This is a genomic window from Vibrio sp. 10N.239.312.D08 (assembly GCF_041466145.1).
GTDB lineage: Bacteria > Pseudomonadota > Gammaproteobacteria > Enterobacterales > Vibrionaceae > Vibrio > Vibrio crassostreae_C.
In genome coordinates this window covers 75937-98050 of the sequence record NZ_JBFSSD010000009.1, presented here as the reverse complement: position 1 = coordinate 98050, position 22114 = coordinate 75937, and the positions used below count along the sequence as shown (strand labels likewise).

Here is a 22114-nt window from a genome sequence, read left to right as displayed (position 1 = left end):
AAGTAACGGAATATTAATTAGGACTATGAACGAGTTACAAGGGAGTTACAAGTTGAAGATAAAAAAGGTCGCCACACTCAGTATTCAGTTTTCTCGCTATCTTTTGGCGCGAATGACGCACGATAGAGTCAACGTGAATGCGGGCTACTTGGCGTACATTACCTTGCTCTCGATCGTACCGATGCTGACGGTTCTGCTCTCTATCTTGTCGTCATTCTCCATCTTTGCAGATGTTGGTATCGTGATTCAAAACTTCGTTATTACCAACTTTGTTCCCGCGTCTGGGGATGCAGTACACGGTGCTTTGTTAGAGTTCGTTGCCAATACCGGAAAAATGACGGCAGTCGGCAGTGTGTTCTTATTCATTGCAGCGCTGATGCTGATCTCGAATATTGATAAGAACTTAAACTACATCTGGCGTGTCGACGAGAAGCGTCGTGCGGTGCTGTCTTTCTCTATGTACTGGATGGTGCTCACGCTTGGACCTATTTTAGTTGGGGCGAGCATTGCAGCCACTTCTTATGTGACATCATTGAGCTTGCTGCAAAACGAGGTGGTGTCTGGCGCCTTTAATACCGTGATTCGCAAACTTCCTTTGATTCTCTCTTTCTTTGCGTTTTTCGGTCTGTATCTGTTGGTTCCCAACAAAAAGATACACTTTTCTCATGCGGCTGCAGGTTCTCTAGTGGCGGCTCTGTTGTTCGAACTCAGTAAGAAAGGCTTCGCGGCCTACATTACTCAATTCCCTTCTTACCAGTTGATTTATGGCGCATTGGCGGCAATACCAATTCTTTTTGTGTGGGTTTATTTGTGCTGGTTGATTGTGCTGGTGGGTGCTGAGGTGACCGCTGCATTGGGTGAGCAGGAACAGTGGAGTGACTCGAAAGAAATGGTACACTCGTCGGATAAAGACAAAATCACAGAGCAAGGAAACAACAGTGATAGCACTGATCCAGAGAGTAAGTGAAGCTGCCGTCCGTGTTGATGGCGAAGTAGTTGGTGAGATTGAGCAAGGCTTATTGGTTCTGTTAGGCGTAGAAAAAGGTGATGATGAAGCCAAAGCTAAACGTTTAATGGAACGAGTGACCACTTATCGTGTCTTTGGAGATGAAGACGATAAAATGAACCTCAACGTGAAGCAGGTAGAAGGTAAGGTATTAGTGGTGTCTCAATTCACTCTGCCGGCCGATACCAAGAAAGGGACTCGAGCAGGGTTCTCTCGTGGTGCTCACCCAGAAGATGCTGAGCGTCTTTATAACTATTTCTCTGACCAGTGTGAATCAGTGTTACCAACGGAACGTGGCCGATTCGCAGCCGACATGAAAGTGTCTTTGGTTAATGATGGCCCAGTGACATTCTGGCTGCAGGTTTAGGCTTAAAGGAATAAGCATGTTTAAACTCATAACACCAACCACCGAAAATCAACTGAACAAGTATTACCATTTTCGTTGGCAGATGCTGCGTGAACCTTGGCGAATGCCGGTAGGTTCCGAGCGTGATGAATATGATGCCATGAGTCACCATCGCATGATTGTCGATGGTCGTGGCCGTCCGATGGCGATTGGCCGCCTTTACATCACTCCAGATCTGGAAGGTCAGATCCGTTATATGGCGGTAAAGAACTCTCGTCGAAGTAAAGGCATGGGCTCATTGATTTTAGTGGCGTTAGAGTCACTGGCTCGCCAAGAGGGTGCCAAACGTCTAGTGTGTAATGCACGTGAAGATGCGATCTCATTCTATGAGAAAAACGAATTTGAGCGTCGTGGTGAAATTAATGACCAGCGTGGTCCAGTTCGTCATCAGCAGATGGTGAAGCACCTTGATCCGATGGCAGACGTTCTGCGTAAGCCTGAATGGTGTAATGAGCTACAACAGCGCTGGGAAAATCAAATTCCGATCAGTGACAAGATGGGTATCAAAATTAACCAATACACGGGTTATCAGTTTGAATGTAGTGCTCAGTTGAACCCAAACCTTAATCCTCACAACACCATGTTTGCAGGCTCAGCTTTCACCTTAGCGACCTTAACTGGTTGGGGTATGACTTGGCTATTGATGAAAGAACGCGGGCTGACCGGTGATATCGTGCTGGCAGACAGTAATATTCGTTATCGTCACCCGGTTGAGCAAAACCCTGTTGCTTCTACTTCATTGGATGGGATCAGTGGTGACTTGGACCGCCTTGCGTCAGGAAGAAAGGCACGTATCATCATTCACGTGACCATTCATAGCGGCGATGTGGAAGCGGTAGAGTTTACGGGAACCTATATGCTGATCCCTGATTATAAGAAAATACTATCGACGGATAGCAAGGCGAGTGAATAACTTCACGCTCGCTTGATGATAGATAGAATTATTGACTGAAAGCGCTACTCCTGAGGAGTGGCGTTTTTTTGTTGGCAGTCGTTAATCTCCGAATACTCAGCTTGGGTGAGCTTTCCTGAGATTTGATGGCATGGGTCCGATAGGGTAATCGAGAGGGTGTGTTGCTCAGCTTTAAGCAAGTCGAGTTCTCCAGAAGCCTCGCCATTGAGCGTTTGAACCCTTTGTTCGCCTTGCTCTGCTGATGATGCACCAATAATATGCATCGGTTCGAGAGTGAAGCGCCCACGGTCAAAATGCGCATTAAGCTCTGGAATTTCAAACACGTTATCAGTCGATGTTTCAGAAAGCTTGTCATTAAAGGTCATCACACCCTGGCGAACGCTGCCAGTGAGTTGCCCTGTGGTTGAGTAACCGAGCATCAGTGAGTCGCCATATAAACCTGCGGCTTGAAGTTCAAACTCGCCATAGCCGGTTGCATCGAGTGGTAATTCAAGTCGCTGCAGCATAGGCGCAATGGGTAACCCATCGGCAGAAATATCTAAGCTCCATGGCTTGCTGATTTGGTTAAAATCGAGCGTTGCATTGGCTTCAATGTAGCCATTCCTGAGTGGTGCAAACAGACGAGTCAGCGTCCATTTTCCTTGTTCGCTATTCATCTCAACCACAGGCTGTGCGCTGAGAATATTTTGGTAGCTGGCATCATTGGCGCTCGCCATCAGCTTCCCTTGCCACAAGCCCAGTTTTCTATCTTGCAGCAGTTGAACTTGATGCCCCTCGACATGTAATCCAGAGACCTGCCAGTAAGGCGTTTGTGCTAGTTGGATAAGTTGGCTGCGTTCTATATTAAGTCGGTTAATCTCGACGTTCTGGAGCTGTGTGAGCCAAGGCAATAGGCGAGCGGCCGGTAGAGGGCTATCTTGGTTTTCGGTAATCCACTTGATGCCTTGCAGGTCGAGCTGCGCCAATTGAATGCTGCTAGGGGCGACTTCGCCATTGAGCTGAACAGTGCCCTGCAGGAATTGAGTATAGAAATCCTCAATCAGAATCCGGTTTGCTTCTAGGTTGAGCTTGAGGCTTGGCTCGATGAACATGTCATCATCAATGGTCACTCCTTCTGCCTGTAGAGAAAAAATGGCTTTCTGTTGTTTCCAGATTTCAAAAGGCAGTTGGATATTTTCTAATGAGGCATCAAAGGCAGCGAGGTGGCCATCTTGCCACTCTACGTCGCTACGCAGAATAACTAAGCTATTGATGTGATTAATCTTAATGCCTGCAACATCCCACTCTTTGCTTAGTAGGTTTTGGGTCTGTTTCTGATTGAGTCGTAAGCCATCGACGGTCACATTCACCAACGACCAATCTTGTTGATATTGTTCAGCTTGCCCAGAAATCTTGGCGCCACGCCAGTCAAACGAAGCACCATAAAGCGTGCTGTCACTCGGCTTGAGGTCTAGATCAATCAACAGATTATCGAATGCCTCACCTTGCCAATACAGTTGTGAGGCAGAGAGTTGGGTTTTTCCATAAGGTAGCAGCGAGTTATCGTTGTTCCACGTTGGGGCGGAGATCTGTAGGTCGATGCCTCGCGCATTAAACTCTGGCGTCGAAAAGTCGAGATTGTTGATGGCCAGCTGGTGGAGCTTGATGTTTGGTTGGGTAAATAAAGAAGTCAGTGTTTTTAGATCGTCTGCCTCTAATTGTAGGCCGCTGATCAAAACAGATTCAAAGACCAGTTTGGCCTCTGTCATCGAGCTGGGGCTGAACCAAAGATCGATCTTGTCGATATACAGAGGTGTTTGCTTTTCTGGTTGGCTTTGGGTAATGCCCATTAAGGTGATGTGATAAGGCGCCTGATACTCAACATCTTCAATGAATACAGGTTGTTCAATCGTATGTTTGATAAAAAAGTTGGCAACATCCGCACGGTATTGGGTCTGCAGGCTTAATAGCAGCGCTGCGATAGTTGCAACGGCGATAGCCAACACAATGCCGAACACCATGAATACCTTTTTCATTCCCTGAAAGCCTTAAATTTCAATAGTCTTAAAACAGAGTGGAACAAAAAGGGTCAAGCATCAACAAAAAAGCCCCTCAAAAGAGGGGCTTGCTACAAAAATATCATTTTAAATTGGGCGTTTGCTTTTGGCTAAGCCCGAGCAGATGGTTGGATTAGTCCAGTTGAGGACCAGCTGCAACCAGTGACTTACCTTCAGCGTTGTCTGTGTACTTATCAAAGTTGTTGATGAAGCGCTCGGCTAGATCTTTCGCTTTGCTTTCCCATTGTAGAGGGTCAGTGTACGTATCGCGTGGGTCAAGGATCGCTGGGTCAACATCGTGCAGCGCTAGTGGCACTTCTAGGTTAAACATAGGGATAACCTTAGTTTCAGCGTTGTCGATTGAGCCATCTAGGATAGCGTCGATGATGCCTCGCGTATCTTGGATAGAGATACGTTTACCAGTACCGTTCCAACCTGTGTTCACTAGGTAAGCTTCAGCGCCAGCTGCTTCCATACGCTTCACAAGCACTTCAGCGTACTGAGTTGGGTGGAGAGTTAAGAATGCCGCACCAAATGCAGCAGAGAACGTTGGCGTTGGCTCAGTAATACCACGCTCAGTGCCCGCTAGTTTTGCAGTGAAGCCAGATAGGAAGTGGTACTTCGTTTGCTCTGGAGTCAGTTTAGAAACGGGTGGCAGTACACCGAATGCATCAGCAGTCAGGAAGATAACCTTTTGAGCGTGACCGGCTTTTGATACTGGTTTAACGATGTTATCGATGTGATGAATCGGGTAAGAAACACGAGTGTTCTCAGTTTTTGAACCGTCATCAAAATCGATAGAACCATCGCCACGAACCGTTACGTTCTCTAGTAGTGCATCACGACGGATTGCGTTGTAGATTTCAGGTTCAGCTTCTTTAGATAGACGAATTGTCTTCGCGTAACAACCACCTTCAAAGTTGAAGATACCATCGTCATCCCAACCGTGCTCATCATCACCGATTAGCTCACGCTTAGGATCGGTTGAAAGCGTAGTTTTACCTGTACCAGATAGACCGAAGAAGATGGCTACATCGCCTTTCTCGCCAACGTTTGCACTACAGTGCATTGAAGCAATACCTTGTAGAGGTAGTAGGTAGTTCATCATTGCGAACATACCTTTTTTCATCTCACCGCCGTACCAGGTACCGCCAATGATCTGAACACGTTCAGTCAGGTTGAAAGCGACAAAGTTCTCAGAGTTTAGACCTTGTTTCTCCCAGTTAGGGTTGGTTGTTTTAGCACCGTTCATTACCACGAAATCAGGTTCGAACGTTGCTAGTTCTTCGTCGGTTGGACGAATGAACATGTTCTTAACGAAGTGCGCTTGCCACGCTACTTCAGTGATAATACGCACACTTAAACGCGTATCTGGGTTAGCACCACAATAACCGTCGATGACAAACAGACGCTTGCCAGATAGCTGAGTTGTTACAAGCTCTTTCAGCTCGTCCCATACTTCAGTGGTAATCGGTTTGTTGTCATTTTTGCCTTGATCTGACCACCACATGGTATCGCGTGTTGTGTCATCTTTAACAATGTACTTATCTTTTGGTGAGCGGCCAGTAAAGATACCAGTATCAACCGCAACGGAGCCTAGTTCCGTTACTACGCCTTTTTCGTAGCCTTCTAGACCCGGCAGTGTTTCTTCAACGAATAACTGCTCGTAGCTAGGATTACGAAGAACTTCGGTAACGCCAGTCAGTCCGTGCTTAGTTAGATCAATTTGTGCAGCCTTAGTATGTTCCATAACGGTCATAGGTGCTCCTTGTAGGATATTTTGTAGGGATTTTGTAATAATTTTTTATTGTTATCTGCTCACCATGCTAGCAACGAGGCTCGGGGGAAACAGGGATACAGCTCAAAAAATATCCATATTAACCTTGGGGTTTTAAGCGCCTCGTCACATATTGGCCCAACTAGTCTATCCTGTACGCAAACCTTTGCGCTAGGGGCGAGAACATTATTAATTGATTAAAATTAAGCGGTGATTTTATTACGAGATGTTACGGAGTTTGCGCTATTTTGATCACAAAAAAGGCCAGCTGAGGGCTGACCTTTTTGGGGTAAATTACGTGTTTTTGGTACGCCGTAAATTAATGAACCGTATTGCTGCCTTTATCTGCTGCTTCTGCGTACAGTGCATCAACATCATTCTTGTCGAACGAGTAGTTTGTGCCACAGTAATCGCAGTGTAGACCAACGCTTCCTTCGGTGCTTAGGATGTCGTAGATCTCTTCTTGAGCAACAGTAATGATTGCTGCTGCACTTCGATCGCGTGAACAGCCACAGAAGAACTCAACCGGTTGTGGTGTGAATAGCTGTACTTTCTCTTGGTTGTACAAACGGTAAAGCAGTTCGTTCGCTTCTAGAGTGAATAGCTCTTCGTTTTTCACGGTGTCTGTTAGTTGCTCTAGGTGCTCGAAGTCGTCTGGAGTGCCGGTGCCGTCAGGCATTACTTGTAGCAACATACCTGCAGCGTGTGCTTTGCCTTCATGCTCGCCAGTGCGCAGCCATAGACGAGTCTTAAGCTGTTCAGAGTTAGCGAAGTAGCCTTCAAGCACTTGTGCAAGCGTGTCACCTTCAAGACCAACGATACCTTGGTAACGCTCACCTTTCTTAGGATCGATAGTGATCACTAGATGACCTTTACCCATTAGGGCGTGTAGACCTGCGTCGTCTGCGATATCGCCTTCAAAGCGAGCAACACCACGGATCTTCTGATCGTGATCGCCATTGATAACTGCTAGAGATACTGGGCCGTCACCTTGCAGCTGCATCGTGATAGAACCTTCAAACTTTAGGGTCGCCGTTAGTAGCGTCGTTGAAACCAGTAGCTCACCCAACAGCTTTTGTACTGGAGCTGGGTATTCCTTGCTAGAAATAATCTGTTGGTACGCTTCGTCCATCTGTACCAATTCACCACGTACTGATAGGTCTTCAAATAGGTAGCGATTTAAAACATTACTTGTAGACATTGGGTCTGCCATTTGGCTATTCCTTCTAGCTTATTGAGTCTTGAACTTGATGATGTCACGACGTTGCTTTTTATCTGGGCGACGTTCTGGTGCTGGGCTATGAGCATTTAGCTTGCGCTGTTGTGCAAACTCTTCTCTTTTTGCCAAGCTTTCGGTGGTTTCTTCATAGAGGGTTTGAGCGATCGGGGCTCCACCACGATGGGCTGAGATTTTCTCGATCGTTACCGTCTTTTCTTCATTACCTTGGCGCAGTGTAATCACAGCCCCAAGTTCGACAATTTTACTTGGCTTGCTGCGCTGACCATTATAGTGGACTTTGCCACCATCGACCATGTTGCGAGCAATAGACCGGGTTTTGTAAAAACGAGCTGCCCACAACCATTTATCGAGTCTGACAGCTTCATTAGCAGTTTTCATATAGGGCTGTGCCTTATTAAGTGAGAAATGAATGCGGTTTAACTGTAACGAACAGTGCGCAACATGTTTTTGATGATGCTTATCACATTAAGTAGAAGCTTAAAGTGGAGGCGGTTGGCATTTTTTTCAAGTCATAATACAAAATAGCCATGTTATGCCGATTTATCGATTTGCTATGATATAGTTCAGGATCTTATTGCTTAAATAAGCTTGGTATCGAACGAATGAATAAAAAAGCTGAAAGTTTAATGATTTGCAGCGTTTGTCGTCATGAAAAGGGACTAGGAAAGTGAACTTTTTAGAGCTCAAAAATCGCGTAGGGAATTCTCCTATGTTGAGCCGCTTATTAGAGAATGGATTTGTACTTCAGCAGAAACTAAGCTTAGCGACCTGTTGTGTATTGATTGCAGCTTCCGCATGGATCTTAGGGCAGCTTGCATGGTTTATCGAACCTGCTGAGCAAACTATCGCGCCTTGGACAGCAACGGCTTCATCGTCTTCAGCACCTCAATCGACCCTTGATATCTCTTCTTTGCAGCAGAGCAACATGTTTGGTGCTTACAACCCAAGCACGCCCGCTGTGGTTGAACAGCAAGTTATCCAAGATGCGCCTAAGACGCGATTAAACCTCGTTTTAGTGGGTGCAGTCGCGAGCTCGAATCCAAAACTGAGCTTAGCGGTGATCGCCAATCGCGGCACGCAAGCGACCTACGGAATTAATGAAGAGATTGAAGGCACTCGAGCCAAGTTAAAAGCGGTATTAATCGACCGCGTTATCATTGATAACTCAGGACGAGACGAAACCTTGATGCTTGAAGGTATTGAGTACAAGCGTTTGGCTGTATCAGCGCCTGCGCCACCTCGTAGCTCTTCTTCGGTTCGTGGTAATAATCCGGCTTCAGCAGAAGAGAAGCTTGATGAAATTAAAGCGAAGATAATGAAAGATCCGCAACAAATCTTCCAATATGTTCGACTGTCTCAGGTGAAGCGTGACGATAAAGTGATCGGTTATCGTGTGAGCCCTGGCAAAGATTCAGAACTTTTTAACTCTGTTGGGCTCCAAAACGGAGATATTGCCACTCAGTTAAATGGACAAGACCTGACAGACCCTGCTGCTATGGGCAACATATTCCGTTCCATCTCAGAACTAACAGAGCTAAATCTGGTGGTCGAGAGAGATGGTCAACAACATGAAGTGTTTATTGAATTTTAAAACTTTGCGTCTAACGAAGGACGAAAGTGTAGGAGAAGTACGTGAAGCATTGGTTTAAGAAAAGTGCATGGTTATTGGCAGGAAGCTTAATCTGCACACCCGCAGCCATCGCGAGTGATTTTAGTGCCAGCTTTAAAGGCACTGATATTCAAGAGTTTATTAATATTGTTGGTCGTAACCTAGAGAAGACGATCATCGTTGACCCTTCGGTGCGCGGAAAAATCGATGTACGCAGCTACGACGTACTCAATGAAGAGCAATATTACAGCTTCTTCCTAAACGTATTGGAAGTGTATGGCTACGCGGTTGTCGAAATGGACTCGGGTGTTCTTAAGATCATCAAGGCCAAGGATTCGAAAACATCGGCAATTCCAGTCGTTGGAGACAGTGATACGATCAAAGGCGACAACGTGGTGACACGTGTTGTGACGGTTCGTAATGTCTCGGTGCGTGAACTTTCTCCTCTGCTTCGTCAACTAAACGACAATGCTGGCGCGGGTAACGTTGTGCACTACGACCCAGCCAATATCATCTTGATTACCGGTCGTGCGGCGGTAGTGAACCGTTTAGCAGAAATCATCAAGCGTGTTGACCAAGCGGGTGATAAAGAGATTGAAGTCGTTGAGCTAAAGAATGCATCAGCGGCAGAAATGGTGCGCATTGTTGATGCTCTAAGCAAAACCACAGATGCGAAGAATACGCCTGCATTTCTACAGCCTAAATTGGTTGCCGATGAGCGTACTAATGCGATTCTTATCTCAGGTGACCCTAAGGTACGTAGCCGTTTAAGAAGGTTGATTGAACAGCTTGATGTGGAAATGGCAACCAAGGGCAACAACCAAGTAATTTACCTTAAATACGCCAAAGCAGAAGATTTAGTCGATGTGCTGAAAGGCGTGTCGGACAACTTGCAATCAGAAAAGCAATCTTCAACCAAAGGCAGCTCATCGCAACGTAACCAAGTGATGATCTCCGCTCACAGTGATACCAACTCGTTGGTGATTACCGCACAACCGGACATCATGAATGCGCTTCAAGATGTGATCGCACAGTTGGATATTCGTCGTGCTCAAGTATTGATTGAAGCCCTAATTGTCGAGATGGCAGAGGGTGATGGCATTAACCTTGGTGTGCAATGGGGTAACCTTGATACTGGTGCTGTGATTCAGTATGGCAACACAGGTGCGTCAATCGGTGGCGTAATGGTTGGTTTAGAAGAAGCGAAAGACACTGAAACGACCACCGCAGTCTATGATGATAATGGCGCCTTTTTGCGTAATGAAACGACCACAGAATCCGGTGACTACTCAACGTTAGCTTCTGCTCTTTCTGGCGTTAATGGCGCGGCAATGAGCGTAGTGATGGGTGACTGGACTGCCTTGATCAGTGCAGTAGCGACCGATTCAAATTCAAATATCCTATCTTCTCCAAGTATCACCGTGATGGATAACGGCGAAGCGTCGTTCATTGTGGGCGAAGAGGTGCCTGTTTTAACTGGCTCTACCGCAGGTTCAAGTAACGATAATCCATTCCAAACGGTTGATCGTAAAGAAGTGGGTATCAAGCTTAAAGTGGTGCCACAAATCAACGAAGGTGACTCGGTTCAGCTGCAAATAGAACAAGAAGTATCGAACGTATTAGGCGCGAACGGTGCGGTTGATGTGCGTTTTGCTAAGCGTCAGCTAAATACCTCAGTGATTGTTCAAGACGGTCAAATGCTGGTGCTTGGTGGTCTGATTGATGAGCGTGCATTGGAAAGTGAATCTAAGGTGCCATTCTTGGGTGATATCCCATTGCTAGGTCACTTGTTCAAATCTACCAGCACTCAGGTTGAGAAAAAGAACCTAATGGTATTCATTAAGCCAACCATCATTCGTGATGGCATGACAGCCGATGGTATCACTCAGCGTAAATACAACTTCATCCGTGCTGAGCAGTTGTACAAGGCTGAGCAAGGGCTGAAATTAATGGCAGACGATAACATCCCGGTATTGCCTAAATTTGGCGAAAGCATGAATTACCCGGCTGAACTTCAAGCCTTCATTGATCAGATGGAAACAGAATAATGGCTGAATTGGTAGGGGCGGCACGTACTTATCAGCGCTTGCCGTTTAGCTTTGCGAATCGCTATAAGATGGTGTTGGAGTATCAACATCCAGAGCGCGCACCGATACTTTATTATGTTGAGCCACTGAAATCGGCGGCGATCATTGAAGTGAGTCGTGTTGTGAAAAATGGTTTCACGCCACAAGCGATTACTCTCGATGAGTTTGATAAAAAACTGACCGATGCTTATCAGCGTGACTCGTCGGAAGCTCGTCAGCTCATGGAAGACATTGGTGCTGATAGTGATGATTTCTTCTCACTAGCGGAAGAACTGCCTCAAGACGAAGACTTACTTGAATCAGAAGATGATGCACCAATCATCAAGTTAATCAATGCGATGCTGGGTGAGGCGATCAAAGAGGGTGCTTCGGATATACACATCGAAACCTTTGAAAAGTCACTTTGTATCCGTTTCCGAGTTGATGGTGTGCTGCGTGATGTTCTAGCGCCAAGCCGTAAACTGGCTCCGCTGCTCGTGTCACGTGTAAAGGTTATGGCTAAATTGGATATTGCGGAAAAACGCGTGCCACAAGATGGTCGTATTTCTTTGCGTATTGGTGGCCGAGCGGTTGATGTTCGTGTTTCAACCATGCCTTCTTCGCACGGTGAGCGTGTGGTAATGCGTCTGTTGGACAAAAACGCCACTCGTCTAGACTTGCACAGTTTAGGTATGACAGCAGAAAACCATGAAAACTTCCGTAAGCTGATTCAGCGCCCACACGGCATTATCTTGGTGACCGGCCCGACAGGTTCAGGTAAATCGACGACCCTGTACGCAGGCCTGCAAGAACTCAACAGCAATGAACGAAACATTTTAACCGTTGAAGACCCGATCGAATTCGATATCGATGGCATTGGTCAAACACAAGTGAACCCTAAGGTTGATATGACCTTTGCGCGTGGTTTACGTGCGATTCTTCGTCAAGATCCCGATGTGGTAATGATTGGTGAGATACGTGACTTAGAGACCGCAGAGATCGCTGTTCAAGCCTCTTTGACCGGTCACTTAGTGATGTCGACCCTTCACACCAATACGGCAATCGGTGCAATTACGCGTCTGCGTGATATGGGCATCGAACCCTTCTTGATCTCTTCTTCGCTGCTGGGTGTTTTGGCTCAGCGCTTGGTTCGCACCCTGTGTAACGACTGTAAAGAACCTTACGAAGCGGATAAAGAACAGAAAAAACTGTTTGGGTTGAAGAAGAAAGACAGCCTAACACTTTACCATGCCAAAGGGTGTGAAAGCTGCAGTCACAAAGGCTATCGAGGCCGTACTGGTATTCATGAGCTATTGATGATTGACGATTCGGTACAAGAGCTGATTCACAGTGAGGCTGGCGAACAGGCGATTGAGAAAGCAATTCGTGGCACAACACCAAGTATTCGAGATGATGGCTTGAGCAAAGTTCTGAAAGGGGTAACGTCCTTAGAAGAAGTGATGCGCGTGACCAAGGAAGTCTAGTATGGCGGCATTTGAATACAAAGCACTGGATGCCAAGGGTAAGAGCAAAAAGGGCTCGATTGAAGCGGATAACGCTCGTCAGGCTCGCCAGCGCTTAAAAGAACAAGGCTTGATGCCGGTTGAGATGACCGAAGCCAAGGCCAAAACAGCGAAAGGTACACAGCCTTCGACTAGCTTTAAGCGTGGTATCAGCACGCCAGACCTTGCTTTGATTACTCGCCAAATTTCCACCTTGGTGCAATCAGGCATGCCGCTAGAAGAGTGCTTGAAAGCCGTGGCGGAGCAATCTGAAAAGCCACGTATTCGAACCATGTTACTGGCGGTTCGTTCGAAGGTAACGGAAGGTTATTCGCTAGCCGATAGCTTGGCTGATTACCCACATATCTTTGATGAACTGTTTAGAGCCATGGTCGCGGCTGGTGAGAAATCGGGTCACTTAGATGCGGTATTGGAGCGACTGGCTGATTACGCAGAAAACCGTCAGAAGATGCGCTCTAAGTTGCTGCAAGCGATGATCTACCCTGTGGTGCTGGTGGTGTTTGCGGTGACGATTGTTTCGTTCCTGCTGGCAACCGTGGTACCTAAGATCGTTGAACCGATTATCCAAATGGGCCAAGAACTTCCTCAATCGACACAATTTTTATTGGCATCGAGTGAATTTATCCAGAATTGGGGCATCCAATTACTGTTGTTGATCATCGGTGTGATTGTGTTGATTAAGACCGCTCTGAAAAAGCCGGGTGTTCGCATGAGTTGGGATCGCAAGCTATTAAGCATTCCACTGATCGGCAAGATCGCGAAAGGAATTAATACCTCTCGTTTTGCACGAACACTCTCTATCTGTACCTCGAGTGCGATTCCTATCCTTGAGGGGATGAAGGTTGCGGTTGATGTAATGTCGAATCACCATGTGAAGCAACAAGTACTGCAGGCGTCAGACAGTGTTAGAGAAGGGGCAAGCCTGCGTAAAGCGCTCGATCAAACCAAACTCTTCCCTCCAATGATGCTGCATATGATCGCCAGTGGTGAGCAGAGTGGTCAGTTAGAGCAAATGCTAACAAGAGCGGCAGATAACCAGGATCAAAGCTTTGAATCGACCGTGAATATCGCGTTAGGTATCTTTACGCCAGCACTTATCGCTTTGATGGCAGGCTTAGTGCTGTTCATTGTGATGGCGACTCTGATGCCGATGCTTGAAATGAATAATTTGATGAGTGGTTAATCAACTGCTCATAAGACGTTAGTTTTTGGATTAACGAGAAGAAGGACATTATTACCTTCAACTCGCTGTCTGTAATTTGGAGAAAATAATGAAAAACAGAATGAAGAAACAATCAGGCTTTACCCTATTAGAAGTGATGGTTGTTGTGGTTATCCTTGGCGTATTGGCGAGCTTTGTTGTACCTAACCTATTGGGTAACAAAGAGAAGGCTGACCAACAAAAAGCCATCACTGATATTGTGGCGCTAGAGAACGCGCTAGATATGTACAAACTGGATAACAGCGTTTACCCAACAACGGATCAAGGTCTTGATGCATTGGTTTCTAAGCCAAGCAGCCCAGAGCCTCGTAACTACCGCGACGGTGGCTACATCAAGCGTCTGCCAAACGACCCATGGGGTAACGAGTACCAATACCTAAGCCCTGGTGATAACGGCACTATTGATATTTTCACTCTTGGTGCTGATGGCCAAGAAGGTGGTGAAGGTATTGCGGCGGATATCGGCAACTGGAACATGCAGGATTTCCAATAAGCTTCAGCTTATTGTTTGATTCGTTATTGATGCTTGATACGTTATTGATGGTAGGACGTAAACAGATGGAGTCTAAAGGTGAAAACTAAGCAAACACAGCCAGGTTTCACCTTGATTGAGATTCTCTTGGTGTTGGTACTACTGTCAGTAACGGCGGTTGCGGTGATCGCGACCATTCCTACCAATAGCAAAGATGTTGCTAAAAAATACGCTCAAAGCTTTTATCAGCGAGTTCAATTACTCAATGAAGAGGCTATTTTGAGCGGCTTAGATTTTGGCGTTCGAGTTGATGAAAAGAAATCGACCTATGTACTGATGGCGCTTAAGTCTGAAGGCTGGCAAGAAGTCGATTTTGAAAAAATCCCCTCTTTAACTGAACTACCGGAAGAACTCGCATTGTCACTGACCTTAGGTGGTGGCGCATGGGAAGACGATGATCGGTTGTTCAACCCAGGAAGCTTGTTTGATGAAGATATGTTTGCTGATCTTGAAGAGGAAAAGAAGCCGAAACCACCACAGATCTACATCTTGTCGAGTGCTGAAATGACGCCATTTGTATTGTCGTTTTATCCAAATACCGGAGACACCATACAAGATGGTTGGCGTATTCGAGTATTGGACAATGGTGTGATTCGACTGCTAGAACCGGGAGAAGAAGATGAAGAGGAATAACCGTTCTCCTTATCGTTCTCGTGGTATGACCCTTGGTTCTCGAGGAATGACGCTGCTTGAGGTATTGGTTGCACTCGCTATCTTTGCGACTGCGGCGATCAGTGTGATTCGTGCTGTCACTCAGCACATCAATACCCTCAGTTATCTAGAAGAAAAAACCTTCGCGGCTATGGTCGTTGATAATCAAATGGCTTTGGTGATGTTGCATCCTGAGAAGCTAAAAAAAGCGCAGGGCACACAAGAGTTGGCCGAGAGAGAGTGGTTTTGGAAGGTCACGCCAATCGATACTAGCGATGATTTATTAAAGGCGTTTGATGTGAGTGTGGCAACCAGTAAACAAGCTTCTCCAGTGGTCACGGTGCGCAGCTATGTGGTCAAGTAAAAGCGTGGCGTTAGCTAAGAGCAAGTCGCTAAGTAAGAGCATGTCCGCCAATAAGCGTGTGCCTCGTAAACAAGGACTATCTTCGAAAGGGAGAGGCTTTACCTTAATTGAGGTTTTGGTCTCGATCGCTATCTTTGCCACGTTAAGCATGGCGGCTTATCAGGTAGTCAATCAGGTTCAACGCAGCAACGAGCTTTCAATCGAGCGCAGTGCTCGTTTAAATCAACTGCAACGTAGCTTAGTCATTTTAGATAATGATTTTCGCCAGATGGGGGTGCGACAATTTCGTACCAACGGTGAAGAAGCATCATCTAAGCTGATCTTAATTAAAGAGTATTTACTGGATTCCGACAGCGTTGGCATCATGTTTACTCGCCTTGGCTGGCATAACCCACAGCAGCAGTTTCCTCGCGGAGAAGTCACCAAAGTGGGTTACCGCATTAAAGAAGAAACGCTTGAGCGTGTGTGGTGGCGCTACCCCGATACTCCTGCAGGACAAGAAGGTGTGATTACGCCTTTGCTTGATGATGTTGAAAGCTTGGAATTCGAGTTTTATGACGGAAGCCGCTGGGGGAAAGAGTGGCAAGCCGACAAATCGCTACCGAAAGCGGTAAGGTTAAAGCTAACCTTGAAAGATTATGGTGAGATAGAGCGTATTTATCTCACCCCTGGTGGCACGCTAGATCAGGCCGATGATTCTTCAAACAGTGACTCTTCAAGTAGTAATGAGGGGAATAATGACTCATCGAACTAATAAGTTTGCACTGACAAGGTCTGCCATGGGGCGCAAGCAGCGAGGTGTTGCGCTGATCATTATCCTGATGCTACTGGCGATAATGGCAACCATCGCAGGCAGTATGTCGGAACGCCTGTTTACTCAATTTAAGCGCGTGGGCAATCAACTGAATTACCAACAGGCTTACTGGTACAGCATTGGTGTCGAAGCGCTGGTGCAAGACGGCATTAGGCAAAGCTACAAAGACAGTGATACCGTCAACTTGAGTCAACCATGGGCGTTAGAAGAACAGGTATACCCGTTGGATTATGGTCAAGTTAAAGGCCGTATTGTTGATGCTCAGGCATGTTTTAATCTCAATGCGTTGGCTGGTGTGGCGACGACTTCAAGTAACCAAACACCTTATTTAATTACGGTTTGGCAAACCTTGTTGGAAAACCAAGATGTTGAGCCTTATCAGGCCGAGGTTATCGCACATTCAAGCTGGGAATTTGTTGATAGTGATACCCGAACCACCTCTTCATCAGGTGTCGAAGACAGTACTTATGAGGCGATGAAGCCATCTTATTTGGCAGCGAATGGCTTAATGGCCGATGAGTCCGAGCTACGCGCGGTTTATCAAGTCACGGGTGAGGTGATGAATAAGGTTCGCCCCTTTGTTTGTGCTTTGCCGAGCGACGATTTCCGTTTGAATGTGAATACTCTTACGGAAAAGCAGGCGCCGTTATTGGAAGCGATGTTTGCCCCCGGCTTAAGTGAATCGGATGCCAAACAGCTGATAGACAAACGCCCATTCGATGGTTGGGATACGGTGGATGCGTTTATGGCTGAGCCTGCTATTGTGGGTGTGAGTGCCGAAGTCAGCAAAAAAGCGAAAGCATATTTAACTGTAGATAGCGCCTATTTTGAGCTAGATGCAGAGGTATTAGTTGAGCAGTCACGTGTACGTATACGGACGCTTTTCTATAGTAGTAATCGAGAAACAGTGACGGTAGTACGCCGTCGTTTTGGAGGAATCAGTGAGCGAGTTTCTGACCGTTCGACTGAGTAGCGAACCACAAAGCCCTGTGCAGTGGTTAGTTTGGTCGACAAGCCAACAAGAAGTGATAGCAAGTGGCGAACTGTCTAGCTGGGAGCAGCTGGATGAGTTAACGCCTTACGCTGAAAAGCGTAGCTGTATCGCTTTATTGCCGGGAAATGAATGCTTAATTAAGCGTGTTGAGATCCCGAAAGGTGCTGCTCGCCAGTTCGATTCTATGCTGCCGTTTTTATTAGAAGACGAAGTGGCACAAGATATCGAAGACTTACACCTGACTATTTTAGATAAAGACGCAACGCACGCGACAGTGTGTGGTGTCGATCGTGAATGGTTAAAGCAAGCGTTAGACCTGTTCCGCGAAGCCAATATTATCTTCCGTAAGGTGTTGCCAGATACACTGGCCGTGCCTTTTGAAGAGCAAGGCATCAGTGCATTACAGATCGACCAACATTGGTTATTGCGTCAAAGCAACTATCAAGCAGTGTCGATCAATGAGGCGTGGCTAGCGATGTTCTTACAAAGCGATTGGGTTGCCTTAGATGACGAAGAGCAATCACCAACGATTTTTAGCTACACCGCACTGCCAAGTGATGACGTTCAACTGCAAAGTGGCATTGAGTGGCAAGCTAAACCTGCTGAACTGGTGATGTCTTTACTGAGCCAACAAGCCATTACAAGTGGCGTAAACTTACTGACTGGCACCTTTAAAACCAAATCTTCATTCAGTAAGTACTGGCGTGTATGGCAAAAAGTAGCGATCGCTGCTTGTTTGCTGGTGGCGGTGATCGTCACTCAGCAAGCCTTAAAGGTTCAGCAGTACGAAGCACAAGCCGAAGCGTACCGAACGGAGAGTGAACGTATTTTTAGAAGCGTACTTCCGGGCAAGCAACGTATTCCGACGGTCAGCTACCTTAAGCGCCAGATGAACGACGAAGCTAAGAAGTATGGTGGCTCGGGTGATGGTGATTCCTTACTTGGATGGCTAGCGTTACTGCCAGAAACTTTAGGACAAGTGAAAGCCATCGAAGTGAATAGTATTCGCTACGACGGCAACCGCTCAGAGGTGAGATTGGAAGCGAAAAGTACTGACTTCCAATATTTCGAGACTGCGCGAGTGAAACTTGAAGAGAAGTTTACCGTTGAGCAAGGGCCATTGAATCGTAATGGTGATGCCGTATTTGGCAGCTTTACTCTTAAACCCCATCAATAACCTGCGTAAGGAGATCAGTGATGAGAAATATGATTGAGCCACTCCAAGCGTGGTGGACTTCAATAAGTCAAAGAGAGCAACGACTAGTGATTGGTTGCTCAATTCTATTGGTGGTCGGTGTCGTTTATTGGGGGCTAATCCAGCCACTCAGTCAGCGAGCTGAACTTGCGCAGACCCGCATTCAAAGCGAGAAGCAACTACTGGCTTGGGTAACCAATAAAGCCAATGAAGTGGTTGAACTACGAGGCAGTGGCGGCATTAGTGCCAGTCAACCTCTGAATCAATCTGTGCCTGCTTCTATGCGTCGCTTTAATATCGAGCTGATACGTGTGCAACCACGTGGCGAGATGCTGCAAGTCTGGGTGAAACCTGTGCCTTTTAATCAGTTCTTAGATTGGCTGACATACTTGAAAGAGAAGCAGGGTGTCGAAGTTGAGTTTATGGACATTGATCGCTCCGATAACCCAGGGGTTATTGAGGTCAACCGACTACAGTTTAAACGAGGTTAATGTGAAACGCGGTTTATCTTTGAAGTTAGGTTTACTTTTTGGCGGCATCTTTATTGTCTTTTTCTCGGTTAGTCTGTTGCTGCATCTACCGGCCTCTTTTGTACTCAAACATGCACCGGCTGTGCGTGGCTTGAATATTGAAGGTGTTGAAGGAACGGTTTGGCAGGGCAGCGCTAACAACATCGTGTGGCAGCGCATCAATTACGGTTCAGTGCAGTGGGATTTCCAGTTTTCTAAGCTATTTCAAGCCAAAGCAGAACTGGCGGTTCGTTTTGGTCGTAACAGTGACATGAACTTATCAGGTAAAGGGCGTGTCGGGTACAGCATGAGCGGCGCGTATGCGGAAAACTTAGTCGCATCAATGCCTGCTATGAACGTGATGAAATACGCTCCAGCTATTCCAGTACCGGTTTCTATTGGTGGACAAGTTGAACTGACGATCAAGCATGCGGTTCACGCTCAGCCTTGGTGTCAATCTGGCGAAGGTACACTGGCTTGGTCTGGTGCCGCAGTCGACTCTCCTGTTGGCTCGCTAGACCTTGGCCCTGTGATTGCAGACATAACCTGTGAAGACAGCACAATTGCAGCGAAAGGCACTCAGAAGAGCGATCAGGTAGACAGTGAGTTTTCAGCGAGCGTAACACCCAACCAACGCTATACATCTGCAGCGTGGTTTAAACCGGGTGTTGAATTCCCGCCAACGATGCAAAATCAGCTTAAATGGTTGGGTAATCCTGATAGCCAAGGTAAGTACCAGTTTACTTATCAAGGTCGTTTTTAGCTAAACGGCTAAGGGTCACTAAATTACGAGATATAAAAAACGGGCACCTCACTGAGGTGCCCGTTTTGTTTGTTCTGAGAATCTAGAGGATATCTGACAGTTAAAGGGAGCAAACTCGCCTAGTCTTTGCCTTGCAAAATTTCTACCCACGGTAAATCTGCATCACCGAGTACAATGAAGTTCGGGTTTTCTAGCGTTTCTCTTTCATTGTACGAAAGCGGTTCTAGTTGAGTACTTAAGATACGTCCGCCAGCTTCTTCAACAATGCACTGCGTTGCGGCGGTATCCCACTCTCCGGTTGGTCCAAGGCGCAGATAACAATCCACAGCGCCTTCTGCGACTAAACAGGCCTTAAGCGCTGCTGAGCCTAGAGGAACCAAATCATAATTCCATGCTGAGCTCATACGGCTAGTGATGCGATTGATGTCCTGGCGACGGCTGATCGCCATGGCGATTGACTGGTTTGGCAGCTCGTGACGATGCGTTTTGATTTTCACGCTGTCATTAAGGTCTGGGATCTTCCAAGCGCCTTTGCCACTGTAAGCGTAATAGCTCACACCTGAAACGGGTGCGTATACCACGCCCATCACTGGCTTGTTATGCTCGATTAGGGCGATAATTGTCGCGAAATCACCACTTCGTGCGATGAACTCCTGGGTGCCGTCCAGTGGGTCAACTAACCAGTAGCGATCCCATTGAGAGCGTTGCTCTAGGCTGATGTCGGCGTCTTCTTCGGATAATACGGGAATATCAGGCGTCAATTCACTGAGTTTTTTTAATATCAGCTTATGTGCTGCAAGATCGGCACTGGTTACTGGAGTGTCATCACTCTTAATGAACTCTTCGTAATCCTTTTTCTCGTAGATCTCTAAGATGAGTTGACCAGCAGAGCGAGCAATCTCAATGACAGAGGGTAGGAGGTGAGACAAATCTTTTGTTATTGGCATAAATGTTCTCTTACTCTTAGAGCGAGCCTGAATGTTCTAGTTATTGTTTAATACACGAAGGCTTAAAAGCAGGGCTGTAATACTCCGAGCCTCACAGAAATCGAGATGTGTTAACAGTTCTTCGGCTTGAGCAAGTGGCCAGCGCACAATATCGAGAGGCTCTGGCTCATCACCTTCTAGCTTTTCTGGGTAGAGGTCTTCTGCAATAAACAGCGTCATTTTGCTAGAGAAGTAAGAGGGTGCAAGGATCACTTCCTTCAGCGGAGTAAGCTTGTTGGCACCGAAGCCTATCTCTTCTTTGAGTTCGCGAACGGCGGCTTCGTTTGGCTGCTCACCTGGATCAATCAGCCCTTTTGGAAAGCCAAGTTCGTAGCGTTCAGTTCCCGCTGCATATTCACGTACTAATAGAATATCGCCTTGCTCAGTAATAGGAACCATCATCACTGCGTTGCGCCCGCTGGGCTTCATGCGTTCGTAAGTGCGCTCTTCGCCGTTTGAAAAGCGTAAGTCGAGAGACTCGATAGAGAATAGTCTTGATTGAGCGACAGTTTGTTTAGCCAAAATCTCTGGCTTGGTCCTTTTCGTCATTGCGCTCGCTCCTTAGCTCATTGGAATTCTTTCTTATAAAGTCATTCTAATATAGGGGAAATGACCTTGAGTTCCTAGATCCGAGTTTTCATATCCGAAAATTATTGAAGCAGGAATCGATTACGATCACTTGAATACCTTACTCAAGATGGTAACGAGGTGAAAATATGGTTGTATAGCAAAAGAGTATAGAGAGAACGCGATAGTCCTAACTTGCTTATCCACATAACAAAAAAGGTTGATGCTTGCGCATCAACCTTTCAAATAACAACTAACACTAAATCAGTGATTAGTAGTAAGAGTGCTCACCACGATCGTGCTCAGTTGCATCACGAACAGCAGTCAGTTCACCTTCAAACTGTTGAAGAAGTTCTTTCTCGATGCCTTCTTTTAGCGTTACATCAACCATAGAACAACCGTTACAACCACCACCGAATGCTACAATAGCTGCGCCGTCTTCAGTGATTTCTACCAAGCTAACGTGACCGCCGTGACCAGCAAGTTGCGGGTTAACTTGTGTTTGAATTGCGTATTCAACACGTTCTAGAAGTGGTGCATCGTCTGCGACTTTACGCATCTTAGCGTTTGGTGCTTTAAGCGTTAGCTGAGAGCCCATTTTGTCAGTAACGAAGTCAATTTCAGCTTCATCTAGGAACGGTAGGCTTAGCTCATCTACGTATGCAGAGAAAGCTTCGAATTTAAGCTCTGTGTCAGACGCTTCGATAGCATCTGTTGGGCAGTAAGAAACACCACACTCAGCGTTTTGTGTGCCTGGGTTTACCACGAACACACGAATGTTTGTACCTTCAGGCTGCTGTGACAGCAGATTGGCAAAGTGAGTTTGAGCTGTTTCTGTAATAGTAATATTTGACACGACGAATACCTGAGTAGATTTGTAGGTTATTAGCGCCATTCTACTCCTGTCAGATTTGTAATTCAGCCCTTTTTTGTTGGATTGC

At 46.4% G+C, this 22114-nt stretch carries 22 protein-coding genes; 15 read left to right on the top strand and 7 right to left on the bottom strand.

Features of this window, described 5'->3' with window-relative positions; all coding sequences use genetic code 11:
* Nucleotides 1-25 precede the first annotated feature (25 nt).
* Genes AB6D58_RS07210 through AB6D58_RS07200 form a run of 3 tightly spaced genes read left to right on the top strand, consistent with a single transcriptional unit; the run spans nucleotide 26 to nucleotide 2325 of the window.
* Nucleotides 26-967 (top strand): virulence factor BrkB family protein, encoded by a 942-nt coding sequence (locus AB6D58_RS07210; protein WP_019826491.1) that lies wholly within the window; start codon nucleotides 26-28, stop codon nucleotides 965-967.
* A complete protein-coding gene (dtd, locus tag AB6D58_RS07205; RefSeq protein WP_004735590.1) occupies nucleotides 939-1373 on the top strand; it encodes a D-aminoacyl-tRNA deacylase in 435 nt (144 codons plus the stop codon). Before AB6D58_RS07210 ends, dtd begins: the two co-directional genes overlap by 29 nt.
* 16 nt (nucleotides 1374-1389) lie before the next feature.
* Nucleotides 1390-2325, top strand: a complete 936-nt coding sequence (locus tag AB6D58_RS07200) for a YiiD C-terminal domain-containing protein (protein WP_372156866.1) — start codon at nucleotides 1390-1392, stop codon at nucleotides 2323-2325.
* A gap of 44 nt (nucleotides 2326-2369) precedes the next feature.
* Here the strand turns inward: AB6D58_RS07200 and AB6D58_RS07195 are convergent, their stop codons facing one another.
* The 4 genes from AB6D58_RS07195 to hslR form a co-directional block, all read right to left on the bottom strand.
* A complete protein-coding gene (locus AB6D58_RS07195) occupies nucleotides 2370-4340 on the bottom strand; it encodes an AsmA family protein (protein WP_372156864.1) in 1971 nt (656 codons plus the stop codon).
* Between the two features lie 154 nt (nucleotides 4341-4494).
* Nucleotides 4495-6120 (bottom strand): phosphoenolpyruvate carboxykinase (ATP), encoded by a 1626-nt coding sequence (gene pckA, locus AB6D58_RS07190; RefSeq protein ID WP_136977385.1) that lies wholly within the window; start codon nucleotides 6118-6120, stop codon nucleotides 4495-4497.
* Between the two features lie 337 nt (nucleotides 6121-6457).
* Nucleotides 6458-7351, bottom strand: coding sequence for an Hsp33 family molecular chaperone HslO (gene hslO / locus AB6D58_RS07185; protein ID WP_017063067.1), 894 nt, complete (start codon nucleotides 7349-7351; stop codon nucleotides 6458-6460).
* Nucleotides 7352-7369: 18 nt separating this feature from the next.
* Nucleotides 7370-7756 (bottom strand): ribosome-associated heat shock protein Hsp15, encoded by a 387-nt coding sequence (gene hslR, locus AB6D58_RS07180; RefSeq protein ID WP_017062490.1) that lies wholly within the window; start codon nucleotides 7754-7756, stop codon nucleotides 7370-7372.
* Nucleotides 7757-8087: 331 nt separating this feature from the next.
* Between hslR and gspC the strand changes: the two genes are divergently transcribed.
* The 12 genes from gspC to AB6D58_RS07120 all read left to right on the top strand — a co-directional run bounded on the left by gspC (nucleotide 8088) and on the right by AB6D58_RS07120 (nucleotide 19620).
* Nucleotides 8088-8969 carry a type II secretion system protein GspC gene (gspC, locus tag AB6D58_RS07175; protein WP_017062489.1) on the top strand — a complete coding sequence of 294 codons (882 nt, stop codon included), beginning with the start codon at nucleotides 8088-8090 and terminating at the stop codon, nucleotides 8967-8969.
* Nucleotides 8970-9010: 41 nt separating this feature from the next.
* Entirely contained in the window at nucleotides 9011-11035 is a 2025-nt protein-coding gene (gene gspD, locus AB6D58_RS07170) for a type II secretion system secretin GspD (RefSeq protein ID WP_102394589.1), read from the top strand.
* A complete protein-coding gene (gene gspE / locus AB6D58_RS07165) occupies nucleotides 11035-12537 on the top strand; it encodes a type II secretion system ATPase GspE (RefSeq protein ID WP_065585034.1) in 1503 nt (500 codons plus the stop codon). The genes gspD and gspE overlap by 1 nt, the downstream gene beginning before the upstream one ends.
* 1 nt (nucleotide 12538) lies before the next feature.
* Nucleotides 12539-13759 carry a type II secretion system inner membrane protein GspF gene (gene gspF / locus AB6D58_RS07160; protein ID WP_372156862.1) on the top strand — a complete coding sequence of 407 codons (1221 nt, stop codon included), beginning with the start codon at nucleotides 12539-12541 and terminating at the stop codon, nucleotides 13757-13759.
* An 88-nt stretch (nucleotides 13760-13847) separates the two neighbouring features.
* Entirely contained in the window at nucleotides 13848-14291 is a 444-nt protein-coding gene (gene gspG, locus AB6D58_RS07155; RefSeq protein ID WP_017062485.1) for a type II secretion system major pseudopilin GspG, read from the top strand.
* Between the two features lie 78 nt (nucleotides 14292-14369).
* On the top strand, nucleotides 14370-14963 hold the full coding sequence (gene gspH, locus AB6D58_RS07150) for a type II secretion system minor pseudopilin GspH (protein ID WP_017062484.1): 594 nt from the start codon (nucleotides 14370-14372) through the stop codon (nucleotides 14961-14963).
* Nucleotides 14950-15345, top strand: a complete 396-nt coding sequence (gene gspI / locus AB6D58_RS07145; protein WP_048612449.1) for a type II secretion system minor pseudopilin GspI — start codon at nucleotides 14950-14952, stop codon at nucleotides 15343-15345. Before gspH ends, gspI begins: the two co-directional genes overlap by 14 nt.
* Nucleotides 15332-16099 carry a type II secretion system minor pseudopilin GspJ gene (gene gspJ / locus AB6D58_RS07140; RefSeq protein WP_372156860.1) on the top strand — a complete coding sequence of 256 codons (768 nt, stop codon included), beginning with the start codon at nucleotides 15332-15334 and terminating at the stop codon, nucleotides 16097-16099. Before gspI ends, gspJ begins: the two co-directional genes overlap by 14 nt.
* Entirely contained in the window at nucleotides 16083-17132 is a 1050-nt protein-coding gene (gene gspK / locus AB6D58_RS07135) for a type II secretion system minor pseudopilin GspK (RefSeq protein ID WP_102398531.1), read from the top strand. Before gspJ ends, gspK begins: the two co-directional genes overlap by 17 nt.
* On the top strand, nucleotides 17101-18330 hold the full coding sequence (gspL, locus tag AB6D58_RS07130) for a type II secretion system protein GspL (RefSeq protein ID WP_372156858.1): 1230 nt from the start codon (nucleotides 17101-17103) through the stop codon (nucleotides 18328-18330). Before gspK ends, gspL begins: the two co-directional genes overlap by 32 nt.
* A gap of 20 nt (nucleotides 18331-18350) precedes the next feature.
* A complete protein-coding gene (locus tag AB6D58_RS07125; protein ID WP_017062479.1) occupies nucleotides 18351-18839 on the top strand; it encodes a type II secretion system protein M in 489 nt (162 codons plus the stop codon).
* 1 nt (nucleotide 18840) lies between these two features.
* A complete protein-coding gene (locus AB6D58_RS07120) occupies nucleotides 18841-19620 on the top strand; it encodes a type II secretion system protein N (RefSeq protein ID WP_372156856.1) in 780 nt (259 codons plus the stop codon).
* A 119-nt stretch (nucleotides 19621-19739) separates the two neighbouring features.
* On the opposite strand, the gene cysQ is transcribed toward AB6D58_RS07120, so the two are convergent.
* The 3 genes from cysQ to nfuA form a co-directional block, all read right to left on the bottom strand.
* Complete coding sequence (gene cysQ / locus AB6D58_RS07115; RefSeq protein ID WP_017062477.1) at nucleotides 19740-20567, bottom strand: 3'(2'),5'-bisphosphate nucleotidase CysQ; 828 nt, start codon at nucleotides 20565-20567, stop codon at nucleotides 19740-19742.
* A 36-nt stretch (nucleotides 20568-20603) separates the two neighbouring features.
* Nucleotides 20604-21155 carry an ADP compounds hydrolase NudE gene (gene nudE / locus AB6D58_RS07110; RefSeq protein ID WP_017062476.1) on the bottom strand — a complete coding sequence of 184 codons (552 nt, stop codon included), beginning with the start codon at nucleotides 21153-21155 and terminating at the stop codon, nucleotides 20604-20606.
* A 289-nt stretch (nucleotides 21156-21444) separates the two neighbouring features.
* Entirely contained in the window at nucleotides 21445-22029 is a 585-nt protein-coding gene (nfuA, locus tag AB6D58_RS07105) for a Fe-S biogenesis protein NfuA (protein WP_004741449.1), read from the bottom strand.
* Nucleotides 22030-22114: the final 85 nt, after the last annotated feature.

What these genes read in the sequence shown, in the direction of transcription:
- AB6D58_RS07210 (WP_019826491.1), top strand. Translation starts at nt 26, where the DNA reads ATGAACGAGTTACAAGGGAGTTACAAGTTGAAGATAAAAAAGGTCGCC.
- AB6D58_RS07200 (WP_372156866.1), top strand. Translation starts at nt 1,390, where the DNA reads ATGTTTAAACTCATAACACCAACCACCGAAAATCAACTGAACAAGTAT.
- AB6D58_RS07195 (WP_372156864.1), bottom strand. Translation starts at nt 4,340, where the DNA reads ATGAAAAAGGTATTCATGGTGTTCGGCATTGTGTTGGCTATCGCCGTT.
- pckA (WP_136977385.1), bottom strand. Translation starts at nt 6,120, where the DNA reads ATGACCGTTATGGAACATACTAAGGCTGCACAAATTGATCTAACTAAG.
- hslO (WP_017063067.1), bottom strand. Translation starts at nt 7,351, where the DNA reads ATGGCAGACCCAATGTCTACAAGTAATGTTTTAAATCGCTACCTATTT.
- hslR (WP_017062490.1), bottom strand. Translation starts at nt 7,756, where the DNA reads ATGAAAACTGCTAATGAAGCTGTCAGACTCGATAAATGGTTGTGGGCA.
- gspC (WP_017062489.1), top strand. Translation starts at nt 8,088, where the DNA reads ATGTTGAGCCGCTTATTAGAGAATGGATTTGTACTTCAGCAGAAACTA.
- gspE (WP_065585034.1), top strand. Translation starts at nt 11,035, where the DNA reads ATGGCTGAATTGGTAGGGGCGGCACGTACTTATCAGCGCTTGCCGTTT.
- gspF (WP_372156862.1), top strand. Translation starts at nt 12,539, where the DNA reads ATGGCGGCATTTGAATACAAAGCACTGGATGCCAAGGGTAAGAGCAAA.
- gspG (WP_017062485.1), top strand. Translation starts at nt 13,848, where the DNA reads ATGAAAAACAGAATGAAGAAACAATCAGGCTTTACCCTATTAGAAGTG.
- gspI (WP_048612449.1), top strand. Translation starts at nt 14,950, where the DNA reads ATGAAGAGGAATAACCGTTCTCCTTATCGTTCTCGTGGTATGACCCTT.
- gspJ (WP_372156860.1), top strand. Translation starts at nt 15,332, where the DNA reads ATGTGGTCAAGTAAAAGCGTGGCGTTAGCTAAGAGCAAGTCGCTAAGT.
- gspK (WP_102398531.1), top strand. Translation starts at nt 16,083, where the DNA reads ATGACTCATCGAACTAATAAGTTTGCACTGACAAGGTCTGCCATGGGG.
- AB6D58_RS07125 (WP_017062479.1), top strand. Translation starts at nt 18,351, where the DNA reads ATGAGAAATATGATTGAGCCACTCCAAGCGTGGTGGACTTCAATAAGT.
- cysQ (WP_017062477.1), bottom strand. Translation starts at nt 20,567, where the DNA reads ATGCCAATAACAAAAGATTTGTCTCACCTCCTACCCTCTGTCATTGAG.
- nudE (WP_017062476.1), bottom strand. Translation starts at nt 21,155, where the DNA reads ATGACGAAAAGGACCAAGCCAGAGATTTTGGCTAAACAAACTGTCGCT.